The sequence below is a fragment of the Breoghania sp. L-A4 genome, from assembly GCF_003432385.1.
Taxonomy (GTDB): Bacteria; Pseudomonadota; Alphaproteobacteria; order Rhizobiales; family Stappiaceae; genus Breoghania.
In genome coordinates this window covers 3,840,949-3,862,145 of the sequence record NZ_CP031841.1, presented here as the reverse complement: position 1 = coordinate 3,862,145, position 21,197 = coordinate 3,840,949, and the positions used below count along the sequence as shown (strand labels likewise).

Here is a 21,197-nt window from a genome sequence, read left to right as displayed (position 1 = left end):
CTCATTCCGCCGCCTCGATGGTGGCCGGACGCTGGGCGGCAATACGGCCCGAGGCGTTCGGGACCTGCCACGGCCGCTGCAAGCCGCCCAGGTCCTCGGCCACGGCCAGGCCGCTCTGAATGCCGTCTTCATGGAAGCCGAAGCCGAAATAACTTCCGCAGAACCACGTTCGCCGCTGGCCCTGCAAGGCCCACAGGTCCTTTTGCGCCGTCATGGCCGTGGTGTCGAACACCGGATGGTCGTAGGAATACTCGCGTTCCACCGTCTTGGGATGGATCTCGTCATAAGGATTGAGCGTCACGAACAGATTGGTGTGCGCCGGCAGGCCCTGCAGGCGGCTCATCCAGTAGGTGACGCACAGCTCGCTTTCCGCGCCGCTGTCGCGTTTGAGGTAGTTCCAGCTCGACCACAGCCGTTTGCGGCGCGGCATCCAGCGGACGTCGCGGTGCAGAACGGTGCGGTTGGCCTGATAGGAAAACGCTCCGAGAAGATTTTGCTCGAGCGGATCGGGGTTCTCGATCAGCGCCAGCGCCTGATCCGCATGCGTCGCCATCACCACCTGATCAAACGGCCGGATCGCGCCTCGTCCATCCACCACATGCACAAATCCGGGATGCCGGACGATCCGCTTGGCCGCATTGCCGCGCTGGATCTCGAAATCGCCGTCTTCGACCAAGCGCTGCACATAGTTTCTGCTGCCGCCTGCGACAGTTCGCCAGTTCGGGCGATCCTTGAACTGCAGCATGCCGTGGTTGGCATAGAAGTCGACAAAGCTGCGCGCCGGGAAGGCGAGCATCTCCGTCATGGAGGTCGACCATATGGCGGCCCCCATCGGAACGATGTGGTCGTCGACAAAGGTTTCCGAATAACCCTCTGATGCCAGGAAGGCGCCAAGCGTCATGTCGGGGGCGCAGGCCGACACCGCCCGCTGGGCGGTTTCGAAAAAGCGGGAAATGTCGCGCAACAGGCGCCAGTGCGTCGGACGGGCGAGATTACGGCGCTGTCCGAAGAAGCCGCCCAGCCCGGCGCCCGCGTATTCGTAGGCCCCGCCGTTGAACGACAAGGCAAAGCTCATCTCGGTCTCGTTGCTGGCGACGCCGAGGTGCTCGTACAGGGCAACGAGATTGGGATAGTTGCGCTCGTTGAAGACGATGAACCCCGTGTCCACCGCGATGGGGCCTTGCGGTGTGTCCACGTCCACGGTGTTGGCGTGGCCGCCGAGATGGTCTCCGGCCTCGTAAAGCGTCACCTGATGGCGCCTGGAAAGCAGCCATGCGGCTGACAGGCCCGATATTCCCGAACCGATGACGGCGATCTTCTGAGTGCTCATGGCGCTTCCCGCTTGGTGCATGTACGGAATACGCAGGCATGCGCCAAACGGATCACTGCGCAATCATGTCCGATGCGGGGTCCGGGATCTTTTTTGACGCCGCGACCCTGGCCGGGTGATCCGCGGGACATGCCACGGCGTATCCGTCTTGTCTCATCACGGCAGGATCATCATGCTTCAGTATTTCATCGCATACACTCTGACGGCGCTTGTTTTCCTCGGGATCGATTTCCTGTGGTTGTCCCGCGTGGCCAAGACCTTCTATTTCTCACGCCTGGGCGATCTGCTGCTCGACTCGCCGCGGATGGGCGCCGCCGCGGCGTTCTATGCGGTCTATGTGGTGGGCATCGTCATCTTCGCGGTTGCCCCGGCCCTGCGCGCGGAATCGGTTGGCCCGGCTCTGATTTACGGGGCGCTGTTCGGCTTTTTCACCTATGCGACCTATGACATGACCAACTACGCCACGCTCAAAAACTGGCCGGTCTCCATTGTTATCGTCGATATCGTGTGGGGGACCTGCCTGACCGCGGTCTCGGCCACGATCGGCTATTGGGCGACGCGGCTTGTCGTGCACGGCGGATAGGATCCCTCGCAGACCCGCCGGCGAGACCTTGTGAGAGCTCACAGCCAGCCGCCGTCCGCTCACGCCGCACCGGGATCTGGTTGACAAGGCTGATGCCTGCCATGCCCAAGGCAAACCAGCCTGCAATCGCCGGCGCGATCCACGCTCAAAACCGCCAGGAACAGGATGAATACACCATCGAACCGACGACCAGAATGAACAACAGATAGAAGACATCGGAGAAGCGGAAGCTTAGCTGGCCTGGGCTGAACAGCATCTTTCGTGCGCCACCGTGATTGCGCGCACCCTGCAAAAACGGTTTCAGAAAACACTAGGCAAATTTCGCCGAAGAATCCGCGCGCGTTCTGACCCATATCAATACTCCGCGCCTGAAATCGAGGTACGCCAATTGTGCAAGGCAAACGGAATCTGATCCAAAGGAAACGAGAAAGTCATGCCCGACACCTCATCCGAAGCCGTGAAGTCCGACAAGGATCCCGATCCGCAGTCGCGTTTCCCGACGGCCTACACGATCCTCTTCCTGCTGATCATCCTGGTGGCCGCGCTGAGCTGGATCATTCCGGCGGGGCAGTATGAGCGGCGGATGAACCAGGAAATCGGCCGTGAGGTCGCCGTGCCCGGCACCTACCAGACGGTCGAGTCGAATCCGCAAGGCCCGGTCGAGGTGCTTCTGGCGCCCATCGGCGGCTTCTACAATCCCGAGAGCAACATGGCGAACGCCATCGATGTGGCGCTCTTCGTCCTGCTGCTGGGCGGCTTTCTGGGCGTGGTCAACGCCACAGGCTCGATCGACACGGGCATGCGATCGGCGATGCGCGCGATGGGAGGGCGTGAAATCTGGATGATCCCGATCCTGATGGCGCTCTTCGCCATCGGCGGCACGACCTACGGCATGGCGGAGGAGACGCTGGCCTTCTATGCCATTCTTCTGCCCGTGGCGCTGCGCGCGGGTTTCGACGCCGTCACCGGGGTCGCGATCATCCTGATCGGCGCGGGGATCGGCGTGCTCGGCTCCACCATCAACCCCTTCGCCACGATCATCGCCTCCAACGCCGCCTCGATCCCCTTCACCGACGGCATGATCCTGCGCTTCGTGCTGCTGATCGGTGGCCTGGCGATCTGCGTCGCCTACGTGATGCGCTATGCGGCGCGGGTGAAGGCCGACAGCGCGCGCTCCGTCGTCGCCGGCCAGTGGGATGCGCACAAACGGCATTTCCTGAAAGACGGTGAGGGCGGGGAGGGGACGACGCGCTTACCGGCACGCAGAAGGTCATTCTCGTCATCTTCGCTGCAACCTTCGTTGTGATGATCTGGGGTGTTTCCAGTCAAGGCTGGTGGATGGCGAAAATGGGAGCGCTTTTCCTCGGGGCGGCAATCGTGACCGGGCTGGTCGGCCGGCTGGGCGAGAAGCGGCTGACCGGCGCGTTCGTCGACGGGGCGCGGGACCTTCTGGGGGTCGCGCTGATCATCGGCCTGGCCCGCGGCATCGTCGTGGTGATGGAACAGGGGCGGATTGCCGACACGATCCTGCATGCCTCGGAGCAGACGCTCGGCGGGCTCTCGGACGTTGCCTTTATTTCGACGATGTTCGTCATCGAGCTCGGGATGAGTTTCTTCGTGCCCTCATCGTCCGGTCTCGCGGTGCTGTCGATGCCCATCCTCGCGCCGCTCGCGGATTTCGCCGGCGTGGGGCGCGACCTTGTGGTCACGGCCTATCAGTCGGCCAACGGCCTCGTGAACCTGATCAACCCGACCTTTGCGGTGGTGATCGGCGGGCTGGCCATCGGACGCGTGCCCTATGAGCGCTGGATCGTCTTCATCTGGCCGCTGCTGCTGATCCTGACGGTCTTCATCGTGAGCACACTGGCGGTGGGCGCCTGGATGAAGGGAGCCGTGGTATGAGCGACCAGACCCTTGGCGTTCATTCGGAGACCGGGCGATTGCGGCAGGTGATCGTCTGCAGGCCGGGCCGCGCGCACCGGCGGCTCACGCCCCAGAATTGCGAGGCGTTGCTGTTCGACGACGTGTTCTGGGTGCGCCAGGCACAAAAGGACCACGACGTCTTTGCCGAGCTCATGCGCGGCGAGGGGGTGGAGGTGCTGGATACCGGGGTGTTGCTGGGTGAGACACTCGACATCCCCGAGGCTCGTGCATGGGTGCTCGACCACCGGATCACGCCCCAGGCGATCGGGGTCGGGATGTTGGCGGACCTGCGCGCCTGGATGGATGAGATGCCGGGGGTGGAGCTTGCGGATTTCCTGATCGGCGGGCTGACGGTTGACGACTTGCCCTTCGAGGCGGCGGGCATGTTCGGTGCCTATCTGGGGCATCTCGGCTTCGTCCTGCCGCCGCTTCCCAACACGCTCTTCACCCGCGACAACAGCGCGTGGATCTACTCCGGCGTCATCCTCAGTCCGATGTACTGGCAGGCACGGCGGCCCGAAACGCTGCTGACGGCCGCGATCTATCGTTTCCACCCCAAGTTCGCGGGGCGGGTCGAGGTAGTGTGGGGCGATCCAACCCGGGATTTCGGCCTGGCGACGCTGGAGGGCGGCGACGTGATGCCGGTGGGCAACGGCGTCGTTCTCGTAGGCATGGGTGAACGCTCCTCGCCGCAGGGGTGGGACTTCTGGCCGAGGCGCTGTTCGACCAGGGCCGCGCCACGCGGGTGCTTGCCTGTCAGCTGCCGAAGTCGCGGGCGGCGATGCACCTCGACACCGTGTTCACCTTCTGCGGCGGCGAGGTGGTGACCAGCTTCACCGAGGTCGCCGCCGAGATGACCGTCTACGACCTCCACCCCGGCGAGGGACGCGCGCCCCTCGATATCCGCCGGATCGACCGCCCGCTTTTCGACGTCGTGGCCAAGGCGATGGGCTTCAAGAAGCTCACCGTGGTGCCGACCGGCGGCACGGACAGTTTCGAGGCCTCGCGCGAGCAGTGGAATGACGGTAACAACGTGCTCGCGCTGCGCCCCGGCGTGGTGATCGGCTACGACCGCAACGACGACACCAACGCCGCGCTGCGCGCCGAGGGCATCGAAGTGCTCGAGGTGCCGGGCGCCGAGCTCGGCCGCGGCCGCGGAGGTGGCCGCTGCATGAGCTGCCCGACGATCCGCGACCCGGCCTAGGAGGACCGCATGGCCTACAATCTCAAGAACCGTCATTTCCTGAGCCTTCGCGATTTCACGCCCGCGGAGATCGGCTTTCTCCTCAAGCTGTCGGCCGATCTGAAGGCGGCGAAATACGCGGGCACCGAACAGCCCCTGCTGAAGGGCAAGGAGATCGCCCTGATCTTCGAGAAAGACAGTACCCGCACCCGCGCGGGCTTCGAGGTCGCCGCCCACGACCAGGGCGCGAACGTCACCTATCTGGGGCCCTCGGGCTCGCATATCGGCCGGAAGGAGACGGTGAAGGATACCGCGCGCGTGTTGGGCCGGATGTTCGACGGGATCGAATATCGCGGCTTCGGCCAGGCCGTGGTGGAGGAACTGGCCGCCCATGCCGGCGTGCCGGTCTGGAACGGACTCACGGACGAATTTCATCCGACCCAGATCCTGGCGGATTTCCTGACTATGCAGGAACATGCAGGGAAACCCTGGCGCGACATCGCCTACTGCTTTCTTGGTGACGCCGGCAACAACATGGGCGACAGCCTTCTGATCGGCGGCGCCAAGATGGGGATGGACGTGCGGCTGTGCGCCCCGCGCGCCTGCTGGCCCGAGAAGGAGATCGAGGCCGAGGCGCGCGCGATCGCAAAGGAAACCGGCGCGAAGGTGCTGATATCCGAGGACGTGGCGGAGGCGACGCTGGGTGCCGATTTCCTCTACACCGACGTCTGGGTTTCCATGGGCGAGGCGAAGGACCGCTGGGCGGAACGCATCGGGCTGTTGAAGCCCTACCAGGTGACGGCGGATGTCATGGCCAATACCGGCAACCCGCGCACCCGCTTCATGCATTGCCTGCCGGCCTTCCACAACGCCGAGACCGAACTGGGCGCGCAGATTCAGAAGGACTTCGGCATCTCGGAGATGGAGGTGACGGACGAGGTCTTTGAAAGCGCCGCCTCGATCGTCTTCGATCAGGCCGAGAACAGGCTTCATACGATCAAGGCCGTGCTCGTCGCGACGCTGGGAGCGTGAGGCGATGCTGGTGGTGGCAGCCCTTGGTGGCAACGCGCTGCTGGCGCGCGGACAGGCGCTGACGGCCGGGCATCAGCGCGAGAACGCCCGGATCGCCGCAGCAGCCTTGGCCCAGATCGTGGAGGCCGGACACGACCTCGTCATCACCCATGGCAACGGCCCGCAGGTGGGCCTGCTCGCCCTGCAGGGCCTCGCCTACAAGCCCGACGAGATCTATCCGCTCGACGTGATGGGCGCCGAGACGGAAGGCATGATCGGCTACCTGATCGAGCAGGAGCTGGAAAATGCGCTCGCTCACACGCGCCCCGTCGCCACGCTGCTCACACAGATCCGTGTCGACCCCGAGGATCCGGCCTTCGACAAGCCGACGAAGTTCGTCGGCCCCGTTTACGACAAGGCGCAGGCGGAGGAGATGGCGCAGCGCCACGGCTGGAGCATCGCGCGCGACGGCGACCACTGGCGCCGCGTCGTGCCCTCGCCCGCGCCGGTGGAGATTCCCGACCTGAAGGTGATCCGGCTGCTGTTGCGGCACGGCACCATCGTGATCTGCGCCGGCGGCGGGGCATCCCGGTGATGGCGCGCGCCGACGGGAGCCTTACCGGCGTTCAGGCGGTGATCGACAAGGACGCGGCGAGCGCGCTTCTGGCCGAGAACCTGGACGCGGACGCGCTGCTGATGCTGACCGATGTCGAGGGGATCCTGCGCAACTTCGGCACCGAGAAGGTGTCCCGGATCGAGCGGCTCAGCCCCGCCGAGGCCGCCGCGCTGGGCCTGCCGGCGGGCTCGATGGGACCGAAAGCCGAAGCCGCGGCGCGTTTCGCGGCTGGCGGTGAGGGTCGCATGGCCGGGATCGGACGGCTGGGCGAGGCGCTGGCGATCCTCGAGGGGCGCGCGGGAACCGTTGTTGCGTTTGGAGCGGTCGTTTGAGCGTGCTGGTACGCGGACGCTCAGTCTGCCGAACTGACGGCCTCAAAGCCCGAGACCACGTCCAGAAATTTCCGGGTGATCGTGTGGCGCTGGCGGTGCGCAACAGTCGAGACGAGTGCGACCCGGTGCAGGTCATCATCCAGGCTCCCATTGATCTTTCGCGTGACGACGATCTTCTGCGGCGCTGCGACCAGGGCCCGCGTCAGGCCATCTTCGATATGGACGTGCTGGGACGGTTCTCGTCGTGGAGGACTGATGGCGGACGGACTGTTCCGCTGCGGCACACGCACCTTCTATCCGGTATCTTGAAGCGTATCAGCCGAATTGCGCTATGTATTACAGTAATGTTCCGGCTTTTTGTTGTTCTCTTCCGCAGCGCCAACGCGATATCGACTTGTCAACTCTGATCGTACAGATTACTATTCAATATTGATGAGTTTCTACGGTATATTTTGATATTCTGACAGCGCATGGTGACTGGTGACTGTCTAGTTGCATATTCAACCCCGGCGCTGCGGCACGGAGAATTGGAATTTCACGCGCGCCGTTCAGTGGACTTGCTGCAGACTGTTCCAGCCGGCAATGAGGAAAGCGAAAATGGTTCGAGCTAGCCCGGAGCAATGCGCGATCCTGAGAGCGGCAATTGTGCTTATGCTCGGCTTCGTGCTCTCCACCATCGCATCGACCGCGCGCGCCGACTCGCTGCAGATGTGCCTTGATCAATGCGAGGATCAGAAGGCCGACTGCGACAAGACCACCCAGACCAACCACGCGACTTCGGAAAGGTCCTGCAAGGCGGACTTGAGCCGCCGCACTTCCGACTGCTCGGAGTACAAGAAGGGGACCGCCGGCTACAGAAGCTGCATGGCAAGCGCGAACAGCCAATTCGCCAATTGCACGGTCAGCTCCGATCGCCGCTTCGACAAGGACAAAGTCGGCTGCGAAAAATCGAACAACGCATGTGAAGCCGCCTGCCGAAAGAGTTCTGGCAATGGAAACCGGACCGGCGAGGCCGGCTACCGGCTGGAGCCCTGTCCGGACGGCAGCCAGCCCGGGCCGTCCGGCCTGTGCGGGGTCACGTTCACGCTGAAACCGCAGCGCCCCGGCGAGGGCGGGTGCCCTCCGGGCCAGATCCCGGGCAAGGACGACCGGTGCGTGCCGGACATCAAGATCCTGCTCGTCCCGGTTCCTGACGGTTATCTCATCGCATGTCCCAACGGAATGCGGCCAAGTCCGATCGACGGCGGCTGCGTGGCCGGCGATATCGGGCCGGTGACGCCGGAGGTCGAGCCGGGCCGTGGTGGCCGGGTCTGTCCGCCGGGCCAGGAGCCGGGCGAGGACGACGGAATCTGCGTGCCGAAGGGTATCCGCTACGGTACGGACGCATCGCTGGCGAGATTGCTCGGGTCGATTGGGCATATGGTTGCCGTGACGCGGCGTCAGCTCCCCTACGAGCCCACCCTGCTGGACGATCAGTTCCTGCGGACAGACGACATCGACTCTGCGCTGGCGCGAACCGCCGAAGCATTGGAGGCAGACAGGGTGCACACCGAGCCGCGTTGATCGACGCTCTGCGTCACGTCAGTGTGGCGCGGAGCCGAATTGACGGCCATCGCCCTTCAAGCCCCACAGAAGCGGGTGGCGAGTGACATTGGGGAACACGCTGGAGGGGACATGCGTCTGGACAGCGCGCTGGCGATCTTCACGCCGTGGGCGCGCAGAAGATGGTGGCGGCAATGACCAGCGCGGCGCCAAGCGGGCGGTGATGCTCAATCCGCCGAGCTGACGGCCTCAAAGCCCGAGACCACGTCCAGGAGCTCCCGGGTGATCGATTCCTGCCGGCGCTGGCGGTACAGCTGGCGCAGGTCGTCGCGCCGCTCCTCGATGTTGCGCTCGGCGGCCTGCATCGCGGCCAGCCGGGAGGCGTGTTCACTGGCCGACGCCTCGGCCAGGGCGCGGTAGAGCATCACAAACAACCGCTGCTGCACGAGCCATGACATCAGCCGGTCGGGATCCATCCGGAACAGTGGCAGGGACCGTCCGGGCCAGTCGACCTTCGCCAGTTTTTGCAGATAGCCGTCAGGCAATGGCAGCAACCGGTGAGTCTGCGGCTTCGCCGTGCTGCGTCCCTCGCGGCGATTGTGGACGAGCCAGACCTGTCTGACCCCTTCGAGCCGTGTCCAGCGGTCGATCCCGAGGATCACCGATTGGACCAGCCGCGACAGTCCCTCCACCGAGCCGGGCAGGGTATGGACCGTATCCACGCGCCGCCCATCCGCCTCGAGCCTGGCCGCCACGCGCGTCCCGATGACGCCCAGCACCATGGGCTGGTCCCCCATCCGCGAGAGGGCGGCGCGTGTGACCTTGTCGTTGTATCCCCCGCACAGCCCGCGATCGGACCCGATCACGATCAGCGCCTCGCGCCCGGCCGCGCTGTCGGCGCCGGGCAGGAGCAGACCGGCGGATCCTTGTTGGCGCAAAACCGCCATCAGACCCAGTTCGACGGTGCGGGCATAATCCGCCATCGCCGCTTCGGCGTGTTCGTATTGCCGGATGCTGACTGAGGACAGCGCCTTCATCGTCCGCACGATGGATTGAATGTCGCCCGTGGTCTCCAGCGCGTCCGCGAGGCTTTCAAGCGTGTCCATCGTCCGCCTCCGTCTGCGATTCCGACAGCGCGTCGCGCATCACCTTGATCAGCGTTGCACGATCGGCGTCGTCCAGCTTCTCTCCCGCGTCGATCCGGTCGCAGACATCGCCAGCCCGCGCGCGCACGGCTTTGCGCACCGTCTGTTCGGCTCCGGCCACGGCGTCGGGCTCGAGGTCGTCGAACAGGCCTTCCGTCGCGGCGAGCAGCGCCGCGATCTGCTCGGGCACGTCCAGATGATCATGCTCGCGCTGTTTCAGCACCTCGCGCACGCGCAGCCCGCGGGTCAGCTTGCGCCGGGTTTCGGCGTCAAGCTGGGTGCCGAACCGGGCGAAGGTCTCCAGTTCCTCGAACTGCGCATACATCAGCCGCAGGTTGCCCGCGACGGCGCGAAACGCCGGCAACTGCACCTTGCCGCCGACGCGGCTGACGGAGGTGCCGATGTCAATGGCCGGCAAATGTCCCTTTTCGAACAGGGAGGGCGACAGATAGACCTGCCCGTCGGTGATCGAGATCAGGTTGGTCGGGATGTAGGCCGAGATGTTCTGCGCCTGGGTCTCGACCACCGGGAGCGCCGTGAGCGAGCCGCCGCCGTATTCCGGGCGGAGCTGCGTGGCGCGTTCCAGCAGCCTGGAATGGATGTAGAAAATGTCGCCCGGATAGGCCTCGCGCCCCGGCGGGCGCCGCAGCAGCAGTGAAAGCTCGCGGTAGGCGCGGGCATGGCGGGTCAGGTCGTCGTAGACGATCAGCACATCGCGCCCCTCGGCCATGAAATGTTCCGCCATCGAGGTGGCGGCATAGGGCGCGACGAATTGCAGCCCCGGCGCATCCTCGCCGCTGGCTACGACGACGATGGTGCGGTCCATCGCGCCGCCTTCGCGCAGGCTCTGGATGACGCGCGCCACCGCCGAGGCGCGCTGACCGATGGCGCAATAGATCGACAGCACGCCGCTGTCGCGCTGGTTCAGGATCGCATCGACGGCGATGGCGGTCTTGCCGGTTTGCCGGTCGCCGAGGATCAGCTCGCGTTGGCCGCGGCCGATCGGAATGGCCGCGTCGATGGCCTTGATCCCGGTCTGCAGCGGCACCTGCACCGGCGCGCGGTGCATGATGGGTGGCGCGGGCTGCTCGACCGGCAGGAATTCTCGTGCGCCGATGGCGCCGCCGCCGTCGAGCGGGCGGCCAAGCGCATCCACCACCCGGCCGATCAGCCCCGTGCCCACGGGCACATTGACAACGCGGCCGGTGCGGCGCACCGGATCGCCGGGGCGCAAGCGCTCGGTTTCGCCCAGAACAATGACGCCCGCGCGGGCCTCGCTGAGGTTCGAGGCGATCCCCATCACGCCGCCGGCGAAGGTCAGAAGCTCGTCCGCATGCAGGTCGGTAAAACCCGCAACTTCCGCCACGCCGTTGCCGACCGACAGGATGCGGGCGATTTCGGCCCTCTCGAGTGCGGGGCTGACCCGTGCGAGCGCGTCCTCGAGCGGAGCGAAAAGATCGTCGTGCAGATCGCCGAAGGTCATCGTGTCCCCTCAGCCGGTGACCGGCGCGCGGCCGGAACTGCGGTGAGCGCCGTGCTCCATCACCTCGTCAAGCGTTGTCTCGAGCCGGTGCAGGAACCGGGAGGCGGACCATTCGACCGTCTGCTCGCCGATGGTCAGGCGGATGCCCAGCAGCAGATCGTCGTCCTCGCGATACTCGACCTCGATATCCTTGGCGACGCATTCGTGGATCGCGCGGGTAATCTGGCCTCGCACACCCGGCTTGAGCGCGACGCTGCTTTCCACGCGGGCGGGCCCCTGTGCCCGGTTCGCCGCGGCCGACAGCTTTTCGCGCTCGTCGCCGTCAAGGGCGGCGAGGCGATCCGCGAAGGTGCCGGCCACCTGTCCGGCCAGGTCGCTGCCGGTGTAGTCCTCGAGCACGCGCCCGACGATGTCGATCACCTGATGGCCGGCGCGCTGCCGCAGCTTGTCGGCAAAGGCCTCACGCTCCTCCTCCAGATGCGCCTGCCACGTGCTGCGCTTGGCGTCCATCTCCTTGCGGATGTCCTCCTCGAGCCGGGCGCGCAGGGCGTCGGCCTCCTGCCGGGCCTCGTTCAGCATCGCCTCCCGGTCGGCCTCCAGCGCCCGCTGCTGTTCGCGCAGATCGGCTGCCTCTGCGTCGACCGCTTCGCGCGCGGTCTTCGCCTCGTACAGCCGTGTTTCGATGCGCTCCTCCCGCCGCGCCATGGCCTGAGTGATGGGGCGGTAGAGGAACCGTTGCAGCAGCCAGACGAGAACGAGAAAGTTGACGATCTGCGCCGCCACGGTCAGCCAGTCGATCTGCATGCGATCAGCCTCCGGCGGCCTGCGTGGCGGTTTGGGCGGCGAGGTTTGTGAACGGATTGGCGAAGATCAGGATCATCGACACCACGAAGCAGTAGATCGCCGTCGATTCGATCATCGCAAGGCTGACGAACAGCGTCCGGGTGATCGTGTTTGCGGCGTCGGGTTGCTGCGCGATTGCCTGAAGCGCCTGCGACGCGGCGCGCCCTTCGGCCAGCGCCGGACCGATTGAACCGATGGCGATGGTGAGCCCGGCGGTAAAGATCGAGATCACGGCAATCCATGTTGCTGAATCCATGCTCAGTCTCCTTTTGCTTCGGTTTCTTGTGCCGCGGCCGGATTGTCGGACCCGCGGCGGCCGCGGCTTGCAGAGCCGATATAGACCATCGCGAGAATGGCGAAGATGTAGGCCTGGATCAGACCGGTCAGCAGGCCCAGAACCTGCATCACGACCGGAAAGAAGAACGGAGCGACGCTGATCAGGATACCCACGATGACGGTACCACTCATCATGTTGCCATACAGCCGCACGGCCAGCGCAACGGTGCGGGACACTTCGCTCACCAGGTTGAATGGCAGCATGAACGGCGTCGGCTGCAGATAGGTGCGCAGGTAGCCACGCAGCCCGCGCTCGCCGATCGAAAACAGCGGCACCGCCACCAGAACGCAGATCGCCAGCGCCGCGGTGGTGGAAAGCGAGCCGGTGGGCGCCTCGTATCCCGGTACCACCGCCAGCACATTGGCCGTGGCGATGAACAGGAAGAGCGTGCCGATGAAGGGCAGGTAGCGGCCGGGTGTGTCGGCGCCGACCTCAGCGATCTGGTCGCGGATGGTGGAGACGATCACCTCCAGCATCACCTGCCAGCGGGACACGGTTTCCCCCTCGCTCAGCCGTGCGGTGACCGCCCACGAGCCGAGGACGAGGATCGCCATGACGCCCCAGGTGAAGACGATGGTGGCGTTGAGCCGAAGATCCCGCCATTCATAGAGGACCCAGGCGTCGGGGCTTATTTCCATGCGGCGTCTCCGGGTGTTCCGCGACCCGAAAGGCGCGTCGCGGCGAACCGCACGGCGACGAAGCCTGCGAGCGCCGCGACCAGTCCTTCCGCCGGCGTTCCGAGCGTGGCCGCCGCCGCCAGCGCGCCCACCAGCACCGCCATCCGCGCAAGTGCAAGTCCGAGGAAAACGGGGACGCCCCGCTCCCGCGGCAGATGCCGCACGCCCAGCCACAGCAGGCCGAGGTAAAGCCCTCCGATGAGGACGCCCGCCCCGCCGGACAGCAGGATGATGGTAGCGCTCATTGCAGCTCCTCGAGTCGTTGCCGGTCTCCGTCAATCATTGCGTCCCTCCCGCTGGATCCAGTACCAGGCGTTGAGAGCGCCCAGCGCGGCGCCGGCGATCAGCAGCGTCAGCGTCCATGACACCTCTCCCGGCCAGCGCTCGTCGATCCAGACACCCAGCGCGATGCCCGCGACGATGGGAACCGCGACGGACCAGCCCACCAGCCCGAACATGCCCAGGCCGTACCACGCGCTTTCGCGGCGGCGCTTGCGGGCCTCTTCCATTCGCTTTGCCTTGCGCGCGATGGTTTCCGTCTCCGTTTCTGCATTGTGCTCATCGGTCATGGGCCTGGCTTCCCCAGGTCGCGGAAGCGGCGGATCATGCTGGCCTCGAGCCGCGCCAGCGCTGCGCGGCCCGCGCGCTCGTCCTCGTCGCGCCGGCGGAAATCCGCCTCGACCCTTGCGCGCAGCTCGGACAGGTCGTCGCCCTCGATCGCGCCGCGCACCGCCACGCGCACCTCGTCGCCGCATTTCACCAGCGTGCCGGCATTGACCGCGACGAAGCGCTCGGTGCCGTCCTCGGCCTCGTAAAGCAGGATGCCGGGCACCAGTTCACTGACGAAATCGACATGGCCCGGCAACATCCCGAAATGCCCCTCGGGCGCCTCGGCCACGATGCGCCGCACGGTGCGATCCACGCAGATTGCCATGGGCGTGATGATCTCAAGCCGCATCGGTCGCCTCCGCCGGCGCGTCGAGATCCGCGATCGATCCGATCATGTAGAAATCACCCTCATCGCGGTCCGCGAGATCGCCCGACAGGATGCGCTCGCAACTGTCCAGTGTTTCCTCCAGAGGGACGAAGCGCCCCGGATTTCCGGTCATCGCTTCGGTCGAAAAGAACGGCTGGGTCAGAAAGCGCTCCAACTGCCGGGCCTGACGGACGGTCGCGCGGTCGCGCTCCGACAGCTCCTCGAAACCCAGCATGGCGATGATGTCCTTGAGATCCTCGTATTCGGCCAGCGTCGTGCGCACCGCGCGCGCGATGCGGTAATGGTCTGCGCTGACCGTGCCGGGCGTCAGCATCCGCGAGTAGGAGCGCAGCGGGTCGATCGCGGGATACAGCCCCTCGGAGGCCTTCTTGCGCGACAGCACGATCGAGGCCGAGAGATGCGCGAAGGTGTGCGTGGCCGCGGGGTCGGTGAAATCGTCGGCCGGCACATAGACCGCCTGGATCGACGTCATCGTGCCCCGGTCGGTTGAACAGATCCGTTCCTCCAGATCGGCCAGCTCCGTGCCCAGCGTCGGCTGATAGCCCACCCGGCTGGGGATGCGACCCAGAAGGCCCGACACTTCCGATCCCGCCTGCACGAAGCGGAAGATGTTGTCGATCAGCACCAGCACGTTGCGGCGCAGGTCGTCGCGGAAATACTCGGCCATGGTGAGCGCGGCGTGACCCACGCGAAACCGCACGCCGGGGCTTTCGTTCATCTGGCCGAACATCATCACCGTGTTGTCCAGAACGCCAGCCTGACCCATCTCGCGATACAGCTCCTCGGCCTCGCGCGAGCGTTCGCCGATGCCGCAGAACAGGCTGACCCCATCGTATTCGGCGACCATGTTGTGGATCATCTCGGTGATCAGCACCGTCTTGCCCACGCCGGCGCCGCCGAAAAGCCCGGCCTTGCCGCCGCGTTCCAGCGGGCTCAGCAGGTCGATCGCCTTGATCCCGGTCTCGAAGATCGCGCCCTCGACCCTGCGTTCGGACAGGGGAACGGGCGTGCGCAGGATCGAGCGGCGGGGCAGGTCGCCCAGGGGCGGGCCGTTGTCGATGGTCTCGCCGAAAAGGTTGAACATCCGGCCCAGCACCGCCTCGCCCACCGGCACGTCGATAGGGCCGCCGGTATCGCGCACGGCCAGGCCGATGCGCAGGTCGGACGTGGGGTTCATGACGAGCCCGCGGGCCAGGCCCTCGCCTGGCAGGCCGGCGACCTCGATGACGATCTCGGGATCGCTGAGCGTGACGAGCCGGGTCGAAATCGCGGGCACCCCCCATCGAACCGGATGTCGGCGATTCCGCCTCCCAGCCGCACGATATGGCCAATGCGCGTGTCGCGGTCCATCATTCCCTGCTTTCGCTGCCGATATTCTTTATCACCCTACTGCATGTCCGGTAAGCAGGTCTTGATTTGGATCTAACGGCCGGAATGGCGCAGATCGAGGTGCCCTGAAGCGTGCGGAACGATGAACGCACCCTGGCCCAATGCTGATCTCGGCGTGCCGGCAAGGGCCATGATGCGCGCGCCGCTGGTCCATGAGCTTTCAGACCTCCGGACGCGATGTCAATCGGGACCGTTGCGGCGCGAGCTGCCGCTCCAGATGGCGCGTGATGGTTCCGGCCGGGGCGTCGACGGTCTGGGGAGTGAACGATGATCCGCGGGTGCCGCAACGCGCGGTGCGTCCGCTCCGCCGTCGCGCGCTGCTGCGCAAGGCGCAGGTCATGGCGGCCGCCGAACGGGTCCGCGCGATCCGGCTAAGGGGCATCAAAACATTGTCCTGGAAGAATGCTTCCTCACAATCCCGACCCGCGCGCTTCGGAAGAAGGGCGATCCATGCCCGGCAGTGTCACCCCAAAGCAGCTCCGCGCCGAACTGAAGCTCGATCCGCGTGAAGCCCACGAACGCCTGCGCTCGGCCGCCCGCGACCCGAAGAAGCACCCCGAACTGGCGAAGCTGCATAAGCAGCGTACGCCGTGGAGCTGGGTCAAGGGATTGGCTGGCGAGAAGGAGGCGCGAGGCGTACTTGAAAAACAAACCTTGGTGACCGCCACGTGTTTTCAACGTCGGATCGAGAGACGCGCAACGCATTCAGTTTTGCCAAATGTTCCATCGCATTGTGTCGCCAACGTTTGGCGGCACGGCGCGAGATAAGAACCCTCTCTGATTTTTATTGCCCCTTTTCAGCGCAAATTCGACATCTATCTTCCGTAGTTCGGCACGAATGTAACTGATATCTTTATCGCTCAGGGCGCTTTTGTTGACGTCACTCTGGATCGCAAATCCCGCAAAGTCTGGTCGAATTAAATTGGCTACTATGATCAAATCATCGATCTGCCTTTTGTTTATCCCGGCAAAGCTCCGCTTCACCTCGTAGAAGTAAACTTTTCCATCCACACATGCCAGAACATCTAAGTCTGTTCCTTGAGGCAGCGCGATCTTGTCCCTGATGTCCAAGGTCGGTGTGAGCATGAATGAATGGCGCGCCCCGTCTAGCAACAAAGACAGGCACCAAATTATCGAGTCTTGAGCTGATGTGGGAGCGAATGCAGCGCTCACGAACGGATTCAGCTTGAAGTGAAAGTTGGCGTCCCCACCAACTGGCGCATTTTCCGGAAAGTCGCAGATTGCACATTCAAGCGAGTTGGTTATGTCCGTCAAGCCAACCCAGTTGGAATGCTGACACCTTCTACATTTCCAGCCAAATCCTTGAAGCAAAAAATTTTGATTTCTCAAATACTTGAGGCAGTCGTCTAGCTCATTTCGATTTGCCTTGCCTTGAACGTCCTCTTTCAACTGCTGCCACAGTCCCGCATAGTTGGCGTACTCATTTTCCTTCATGTCCTTTTGCAGCCCACGCGCAGCAAGTTCCAGCACACGTCTTGCAGCTCTTTCGAAATCGCTTTCGGTGGGCTGCTGATCCTTCAGGCGCTCGATGAGTTCTCCCTTCAACTTCTGAATTCTGCCCGAATTTTCAGCAGGGTCAGTGGGCGACAATTTCGCGATAAGGGACAGAATAAATGGGTTTGTAAGGAATGTTATGGCTTCGTTGAGATTGCCAAAGAATTTCAGGACACCCAGCAAATCGCGGCCTTTATCAGATAGCTTGACGTCTTCAATTCGCGCATGCGGCATCCCCTCACCACGGGAGCCACGCTCAGCTATTGTATTGGGGTGATGCATGGCAAGCGCTTGACGGAAAGCGGTAACGTCTTGAGGTAAGCTCAAAGTTGGGCGTTGCCATAGAGGACTATCCCAAAGGGACAGACACCCACGCTCTGTGGGCCTGACCGGTGGACGCAGCGCCATACGGCTTTCGCCATAGTTTTCAATTTTTACAGATCTGTGAAGCGCTAACCGCCGCGGAAACATCCAGTGATGGATGATATTTGAATAGCGGCTATGGTCTTCCGCACGCTCGATTTTTAGGTCGTTTAGCCATGCGCCAACTGTTGTAGGCCCAAGCGGGAACTCATTTGTATGCCCAGGCTTTATGCAAGGTAGATCGATCTCACGATTTTCCACTCGGACCATTTCGGCAGTTTTGGTATCGGGCCAAATCCAAGCTGGCCAGAGATTTTGGCTGTGCTCATAATCTCTCCTGGGATCGTTTTCAACAAGCGGATCAAAAACATCTGAAACCGCAAGTTTTCCAAAAGAAGATATTATATGCCTGTCCCCGGCTACTTGTCTTGAGATTTCCCCAAGCCGCTCCGCTTCAACTGAACACGAAACAACGTGGACATTGGGTGCGCCGTTTCCATCAAAACGACGACAATTTCTTACTCCGCCACATAGATGCCTTATCCATGCAGGCAGGCCATCCTTAAAGCGATCTACGCTAAATCGAAATATTTGATTGTTTCTGAAAATATCGAGGCTCGCGTAGCGGTGGATCGCGTTCCAAAATAGCAGCCTATCGTCAGCGTCATCGCCGATTATAACAGTAAGTTGTTCTTCCCAGCTATTTTTATACTCCCTAAGCGCATTTAAATTAGGACAAAACATATCCGACATTTGGGTGGGGAACAGGAGTCTACCGTCTTCTGAAAGGCGGCTTTCGAGTTCGTCGATATCTGAGAGGTAAGAGATCACATTTTCGCCAGTAAAACGCGGCGCATATTTCTCGTGGCCAACCTCCCTGAAGCTTAATCTTCTTGCGTATGGAGTTATGCTACGGTCAACGGTGCAGTTACTCAAAAATCCGAAAGAGTCAGCCAAGTCGCGCTCAACATGACTACCTCTTTCTTTATCTAGAACTTCAAAAATTGGCTCTCGTCGAATTTCCTGAAGTCTGGCCACGCGGGGAAGGACGGATATTGACTTCAATGACCATTCCAAGCCGTCAGACGAAGGCCGGAATGCCCGACTGTTAGCAGGCTCATCAACAGTCTTATGAGTTTCTATCGCGTAGGGACCCAAGCAATATGCGATCCGGTCGTGAAGATCGTCTTGCAATGGTACATAGCTGTAAATTAAGTCAGCATCCCATAGGTCGAGAAACATCCACTCAGCATCGCTGATCGTTGCGCCATCAGTCACAACTATCGGCGTTCGACGGCCGCCCCACCGAGACATCGCCTCGTCGAAAATTGCGTCAAGAAGAGCGTGACTTGGTCTGAGTGGTACAAGGTAAGCGACACGCAACGGGCGAGGAAAAATATGAGCTCGACGAGTTTTCTCGGTAGTCCACATAGGAGAGATTTCCGTATTCCCTTTTCCTTCACAGGAATTGGGCTATGCATTTAGCAGACAGACTCCTGCCGAACGTAGTGAAGTTACACTCTTGAATATCACTCGGCCATACAATAACTCTTAGGTATAAAACAAACCGTCTTATTCCCTCCTATCCATCCCCAGGCTTTTGAAACACAGAATGCCAACCCCGGGCTTTCCACGCGCAGACGCGCTCGGTGCGTGCGAGATCTAACCATCAGCAATTTCAAGGGAAATTTGGTAGCGGAGGAGGGACTCGAACCCCCGACACGCGGATTATGATTCCGCTGCTCTAACCAGCTGAGCTACTCCGCCATCGCGCGCGTGTTCGTGGATCGCGGCTTTGGGGCCGGCGGGCGAACCGTCGGCGTGGGCTGCATATAGGGGAGCGGCGCGCGGCCTGTCAAGCGCGGGCTGCGGGCGCGGCAAAAGTTCTCCACCGCGCGCGGCACCCCGCCCATGGCCGGGGCCGTTCAGGCCTCGGGCTTGCGAAAGCTCAGCAGCGTGAACAGGCCGAACGGCGGCAGGGTTTCCTCTTCCTCGAGCTCCAGGCGGGAGCGGCCCAGGATGCGGCTCTTGGGGAACTCCGGGTTCCATCCAAGGCGGCTGGAGAAGCGCTCCAGCGCCGTTTCCACGCGGGCGCGGATGCCGTGGGTGGCGGAGAAATGGTTGACCAGGATCACCGTGCCGCCGGGCCTGGTCACGCGTTCGAGCTCGTGCAGCACCTTGAGGGGGTCGGGCACCACCGTGATCACATACATGGCCACGGTGACGTCGAAATGGTTGTCGGGAAACCCGAGCGCGCCGGCGTCCATGGCGATCAGCTGGTCGACGCCCGGCAGCTTCTCCGCGCGCCACCGCGCGCGCTCGAGCATTTCCTCCGACAGATCGATGCCGGTGACGGTGAGGTGCGGCTTGTAGTTGGGCAGCGACATGCCGGTGCCGACGCCGGCCTCCAGCACGCGGCCTTCCAGTTCGTTGATGCGTTTGACGGCGGCGCGCCGGCCCCAGTAGAGCGGCGCGCGAAACACCATGTCGTAGAACGGCGCCCAGCGCGCATAGGCCAGGCGCACGGCGTTCTCGTCCAGCCGGGCGGCGTCCCGGGTCAGGGATTCCGCGAAGGACCGCACGCGGCGGGTCAATTTGCGGACGCGATCGGGGATGGGCTCGCTGCGGTTCATGCGTGCGTCACCGCGGCCTTGGGCTCGTCGAGCCGGGCCAGCGCGGCTTCGGCCGAGCCGGAGCGCTCGGTGCGGTCGATCCAGCCGCCGCCGAACACCCGCGCGGCGTCGCCGTCGGTATCATAGAAGACGCAGGCCTGGCCGGGGGCCACCCCGTGCTCGCCGTCGGCAAGCTCGACCACCACGGCGCCGTCTTCCACCTTGAGCAGCGCCTGGCGCGGCGGCCGGGTGGAGCGCACCTTGGCGTAGATCTCCACGCCCTCGGCCGGCAGGTCGGCCAGAGCCGTGTCGCCGAGCCAGTTGACGTCGCGCAGATGCAGCCGGTGGGTCATCAGCGCGTCGCGCGGGCCGACCACGACACGGCCGCCTTCGGCGTCCAGATGCACCACGTAGAGCGGCTCGCTGGCGGTGATGCCGATGCCGCGGCGCTGGCCCACCGTGTAATGGATGATGCCCTCGTGCCGGCCCAGCACCCGGCCGTCCACATGCACGATGTCGCCGGGTTCCGCAGCGCCGGGCTTCAGCCGGGCGATGATGTCGGCGTATTTCCCGGTGGGAACGAAGCAGATGTCCTGGCTGTCGTGCTTGTCGGCGATCTCCAGGCCGAGCTCGCGGGCGATCTCGCGGGTCTCCGGCTTGGTCAGTCCGCCGAGCGGGAAGCGCAGGAAGTCGAGCTGCTCGGGCGTGGTGGCGAAGAGGAAATAGCTCTGGTCGCGGTCCAGGTCCACGGGCCGGAAAAGCTGCTGGGCTCCGCTTTCGCCGCGGCGCGAGCGCACGTAGTGGCCGGTGGCCAGCACGTCGGCGCCCAGGGTCTTGGCGGTTTCCAGAAGGTCGTGGAATTTTACGGTCTGATTGCATGAGACACAGGGGATCGGCGTCTCCCCGGCGATGTAGCTTTCGGCGAACCGGTCGATCACCGCTTCGCGGAAGCGCTCCTCGTAGTCGAGAACGTAATGCGGGATGCCGAGCGTCTCGGCTACGCGGCGGGCGTCGTGAATGTCCTGGCCGGCGCAGCAGGCGCCCTTGCGGTGGACGGCCTCGCCATGGTCGTAGAGCTGCAACGTCACGCCGACCACGTCGTAGCCCTCGCGCTTCAGCAGGCCGGCGACAACGGAGGAGTCGACGCCGCCCGACATGGCGACGACGACGCGCGTGTCTTCCGGCCGGCCGGGCAGATCCAGGCTGTTGAGCATCCCGTGCTACTCCGTGAATGTGCACCGTCTGTCCGGGTCTGTCGCGGCCCGGGCCTGATGGATGTCCGATGCGGTTGTTTGCGCTGGTGTGCGGCCACGCAA

18 protein-coding genes, 1 tRNA gene and 3 pseudogenes are annotated in these 21,197 nt (G+C 63.7%); 8 read left to right on the top strand and 14 right to left on the bottom strand.

Translation table 11 applies throughout. The features are described 5' to 3' along the window. Window position 1 precedes the first annotated feature (1 nt). The gene (locus tag D1F64_RS17675; RefSeq protein ID WP_248304498.1) at window positions 2-1,330 is read right to left on the bottom strand and encodes an FAD-dependent oxidoreductase; all 1,329 of its coding nucleotides are present in this window, start codon (window positions 1,328-1,330) and stop codon (window positions 2-4) included. A 172-nt stretch (window positions 1,331-1,502) separates the two neighbouring features. Here D1F64_RS17675 and D1F64_RS17670 point away from each other — a divergent pair, with 172 nt between their 5' ends. From D1F64_RS17670 to D1F64_RS17640, 8 genes and pseudogenes are all read left to right on the top strand, one after another. Next, window positions 1,503-1,913, top strand: coding sequence for a DUF2177 family protein (locus D1F64_RS17670; RefSeq protein WP_117413486.1), 411 nt, complete (start codon window positions 1,503-1,505; stop codon window positions 1,911-1,913). Between the two features lie 433 nt (window positions 1,914-2,346). Then, window positions 2,347-3,219, top strand: coding sequence for a hypothetical protein (locus tag D1F64_RS25180; protein WP_256372878.1), 873 nt, complete (start codon window positions 2,347-2,349; stop codon window positions 3,217-3,219). Continuing rightward, window positions 3,219-3,815, top strand: a complete 597-nt coding sequence (locus D1F64_RS25175) for a hypothetical protein (RefSeq protein ID WP_256372901.1) — start codon at window positions 3,219-3,221, stop codon at window positions 3,813-3,815. The genes D1F64_RS25180 and D1F64_RS25175 overlap by 1 nt, the downstream gene beginning before the upstream one ends. Next, window positions 3,812-5,040, top strand: a pseudogene (locus D1F64_RS17660) (arginine deiminase). Before D1F64_RS25175 ends, D1F64_RS17660 begins: the two are co-directional and overlap by 4 nt. 9 nt (window positions 5,041-5,049) lie before the next feature. Then, entirely contained in the window at window positions 5,050-6,051 is a 1,002-nt protein-coding gene (gene argF, locus D1F64_RS17655) for an ornithine carbamoyltransferase (RefSeq protein WP_117413485.1), read from the top strand. 4 nt (window positions 6,052-6,055) lie between these two features. Next, window positions 6,056-6,978: pseudogene (locus tag D1F64_RS17650) on the top strand (carbamate kinase). Continuing rightward, window positions 6,975-7,385 (top strand): hypothetical protein, encoded by a 411-nt coding sequence (locus tag D1F64_RS17645; RefSeq protein ID WP_162901628.1) that lies wholly within the window; start codon window positions 6,975-6,977, stop codon window positions 7,383-7,385. Before D1F64_RS17650 ends, D1F64_RS17645 begins: the two are co-directional and overlap by 4 nt. Window positions 7,386-7,575: 190 nt before the next feature. Then, window positions 7,576-8,541, top strand: a complete 966-nt coding sequence (locus tag D1F64_RS17640; protein WP_162901627.1) for a hypothetical protein — start codon at window positions 7,576-7,578, stop codon at window positions 8,539-8,541. Between the two features lie 206 nt (window positions 8,542-8,747). Here the strand turns inward: D1F64_RS17640 and D1F64_RS17635 are convergent, their stop codons facing one another. The 13 genes and pseudogenes from D1F64_RS17635 to mnmA form a co-directional block, all read right to left on the bottom strand. Next, window positions 8,748-9,626, bottom strand: coding sequence for a F0F1 ATP synthase subunit gamma (locus D1F64_RS17635; protein ID WP_117413482.1), 879 nt, complete (start codon window positions 9,624-9,626; stop codon window positions 8,748-8,750). Next, the gene (locus D1F64_RS17630; RefSeq protein WP_117413481.1) at window positions 9,613-11,148 is read right to left on the bottom strand and encodes an alternate F1F0 ATPase, F1 subunit alpha; all 1,536 of its coding nucleotides are present in this window, start codon (window positions 11,146-11,148) and stop codon (window positions 9,613-9,615) included. Before D1F64_RS17630 ends, D1F64_RS17635 begins: the two co-directional genes overlap by 14 nt. 9 nt (window positions 11,149-11,157) lie before the next feature. Further along, window positions 11,158-11,952 carry a F0F1 ATP synthase subunit delta gene (locus D1F64_RS17625; protein ID WP_117413480.1) on the bottom strand — a complete coding sequence of 265 codons (795 nt, stop codon included), beginning with the start codon at window positions 11,950-11,952 and terminating at the stop codon, window positions 11,158-11,160. 4 nt (window positions 11,953-11,956) lie between these two features. Beyond that, window positions 11,957-12,247, bottom strand: a complete 291-nt coding sequence (locus tag D1F64_RS17620; RefSeq protein ID WP_117413479.1) for a F0F1 ATP synthase subunit C — start codon at window positions 12,245-12,247, stop codon at window positions 11,957-11,959. 2 nt (window positions 12,248-12,249) lie between these two features. Next, window positions 12,250-12,966: a F0F1 ATP synthase subunit A gene (locus D1F64_RS17615; RefSeq protein ID WP_117413478.1), complete on the bottom strand. Its 717-nt coding sequence runs from the start codon at window positions 12,964-12,966 to the stop codon at window positions 12,250-12,252. Further along, a complete protein-coding gene (locus tag D1F64_RS17610; RefSeq protein WP_117413477.1) occupies window positions 12,957-13,250 on the bottom strand; it encodes an ATP synthase subunit I in 294 nt (97 codons plus the stop codon). The genes D1F64_RS17615 and D1F64_RS17610 overlap by 10 nt, the downstream gene beginning before the upstream one ends. 30 nt (window positions 13,251-13,280) lie before the next feature. Then, window positions 13,281-13,574: an AtpZ/AtpI family protein gene (locus D1F64_RS17605; RefSeq protein WP_117413476.1), complete on the bottom strand. Its 294-nt coding sequence runs from the start codon at window positions 13,572-13,574 to the stop codon at window positions 13,281-13,283. Then, window positions 13,571-13,963, bottom strand: coding sequence for a F0F1 ATP synthase subunit epsilon (locus D1F64_RS17600; protein ID WP_117413475.1), 393 nt, complete (start codon window positions 13,961-13,963; stop codon window positions 13,571-13,573). The genes D1F64_RS17605 and D1F64_RS17600 overlap by 4 nt, the downstream gene beginning before the upstream one ends. After that, window positions 13,953-15,355, bottom strand: a pseudogene (gene atpD / locus D1F64_RS17595) (F0F1 ATP synthase subunit beta). Before atpD ends, D1F64_RS17600 begins: the two are co-directional and overlap by 11 nt. Before the next feature lie 741 nt (window positions 15,356-16,096). Then, the gene (locus tag D1F64_RS23540) at window positions 16,097-18,700 is read right to left on the bottom strand and encodes a hypothetical protein (RefSeq protein ID WP_162901626.1); all 2,604 of its coding nucleotides are present in this window, start codon (window positions 18,698-18,700) and stop codon (window positions 16,097-16,099) included. Between the two features lie 259 nt (window positions 18,701-18,959). Continuing rightward, window positions 18,960-19,036, bottom strand: a tRNA-Met gene (locus tag D1F64_RS17580). 158 nt (window positions 19,037-19,194) lie between these two features. After that, the gene (locus D1F64_RS17575; protein WP_117413473.1) at window positions 19,195-19,902 is read right to left on the bottom strand and encodes a methyltransferase domain-containing protein; all 708 of its coding nucleotides are present in this window, start codon (window positions 19,900-19,902) and stop codon (window positions 19,195-19,197) included. After that, window positions 19,899-21,095, bottom strand: coding sequence for a tRNA 2-thiouridine(34) synthase MnmA (gene mnmA, locus D1F64_RS17570; protein ID WP_117413472.1), 1,197 nt, complete (start codon window positions 21,093-21,095; stop codon window positions 19,899-19,901). Before mnmA ends, D1F64_RS17575 begins: the two co-directional genes overlap by 4 nt. Window positions 21,096-21,197 lie beyond the last annotated feature (102 nt).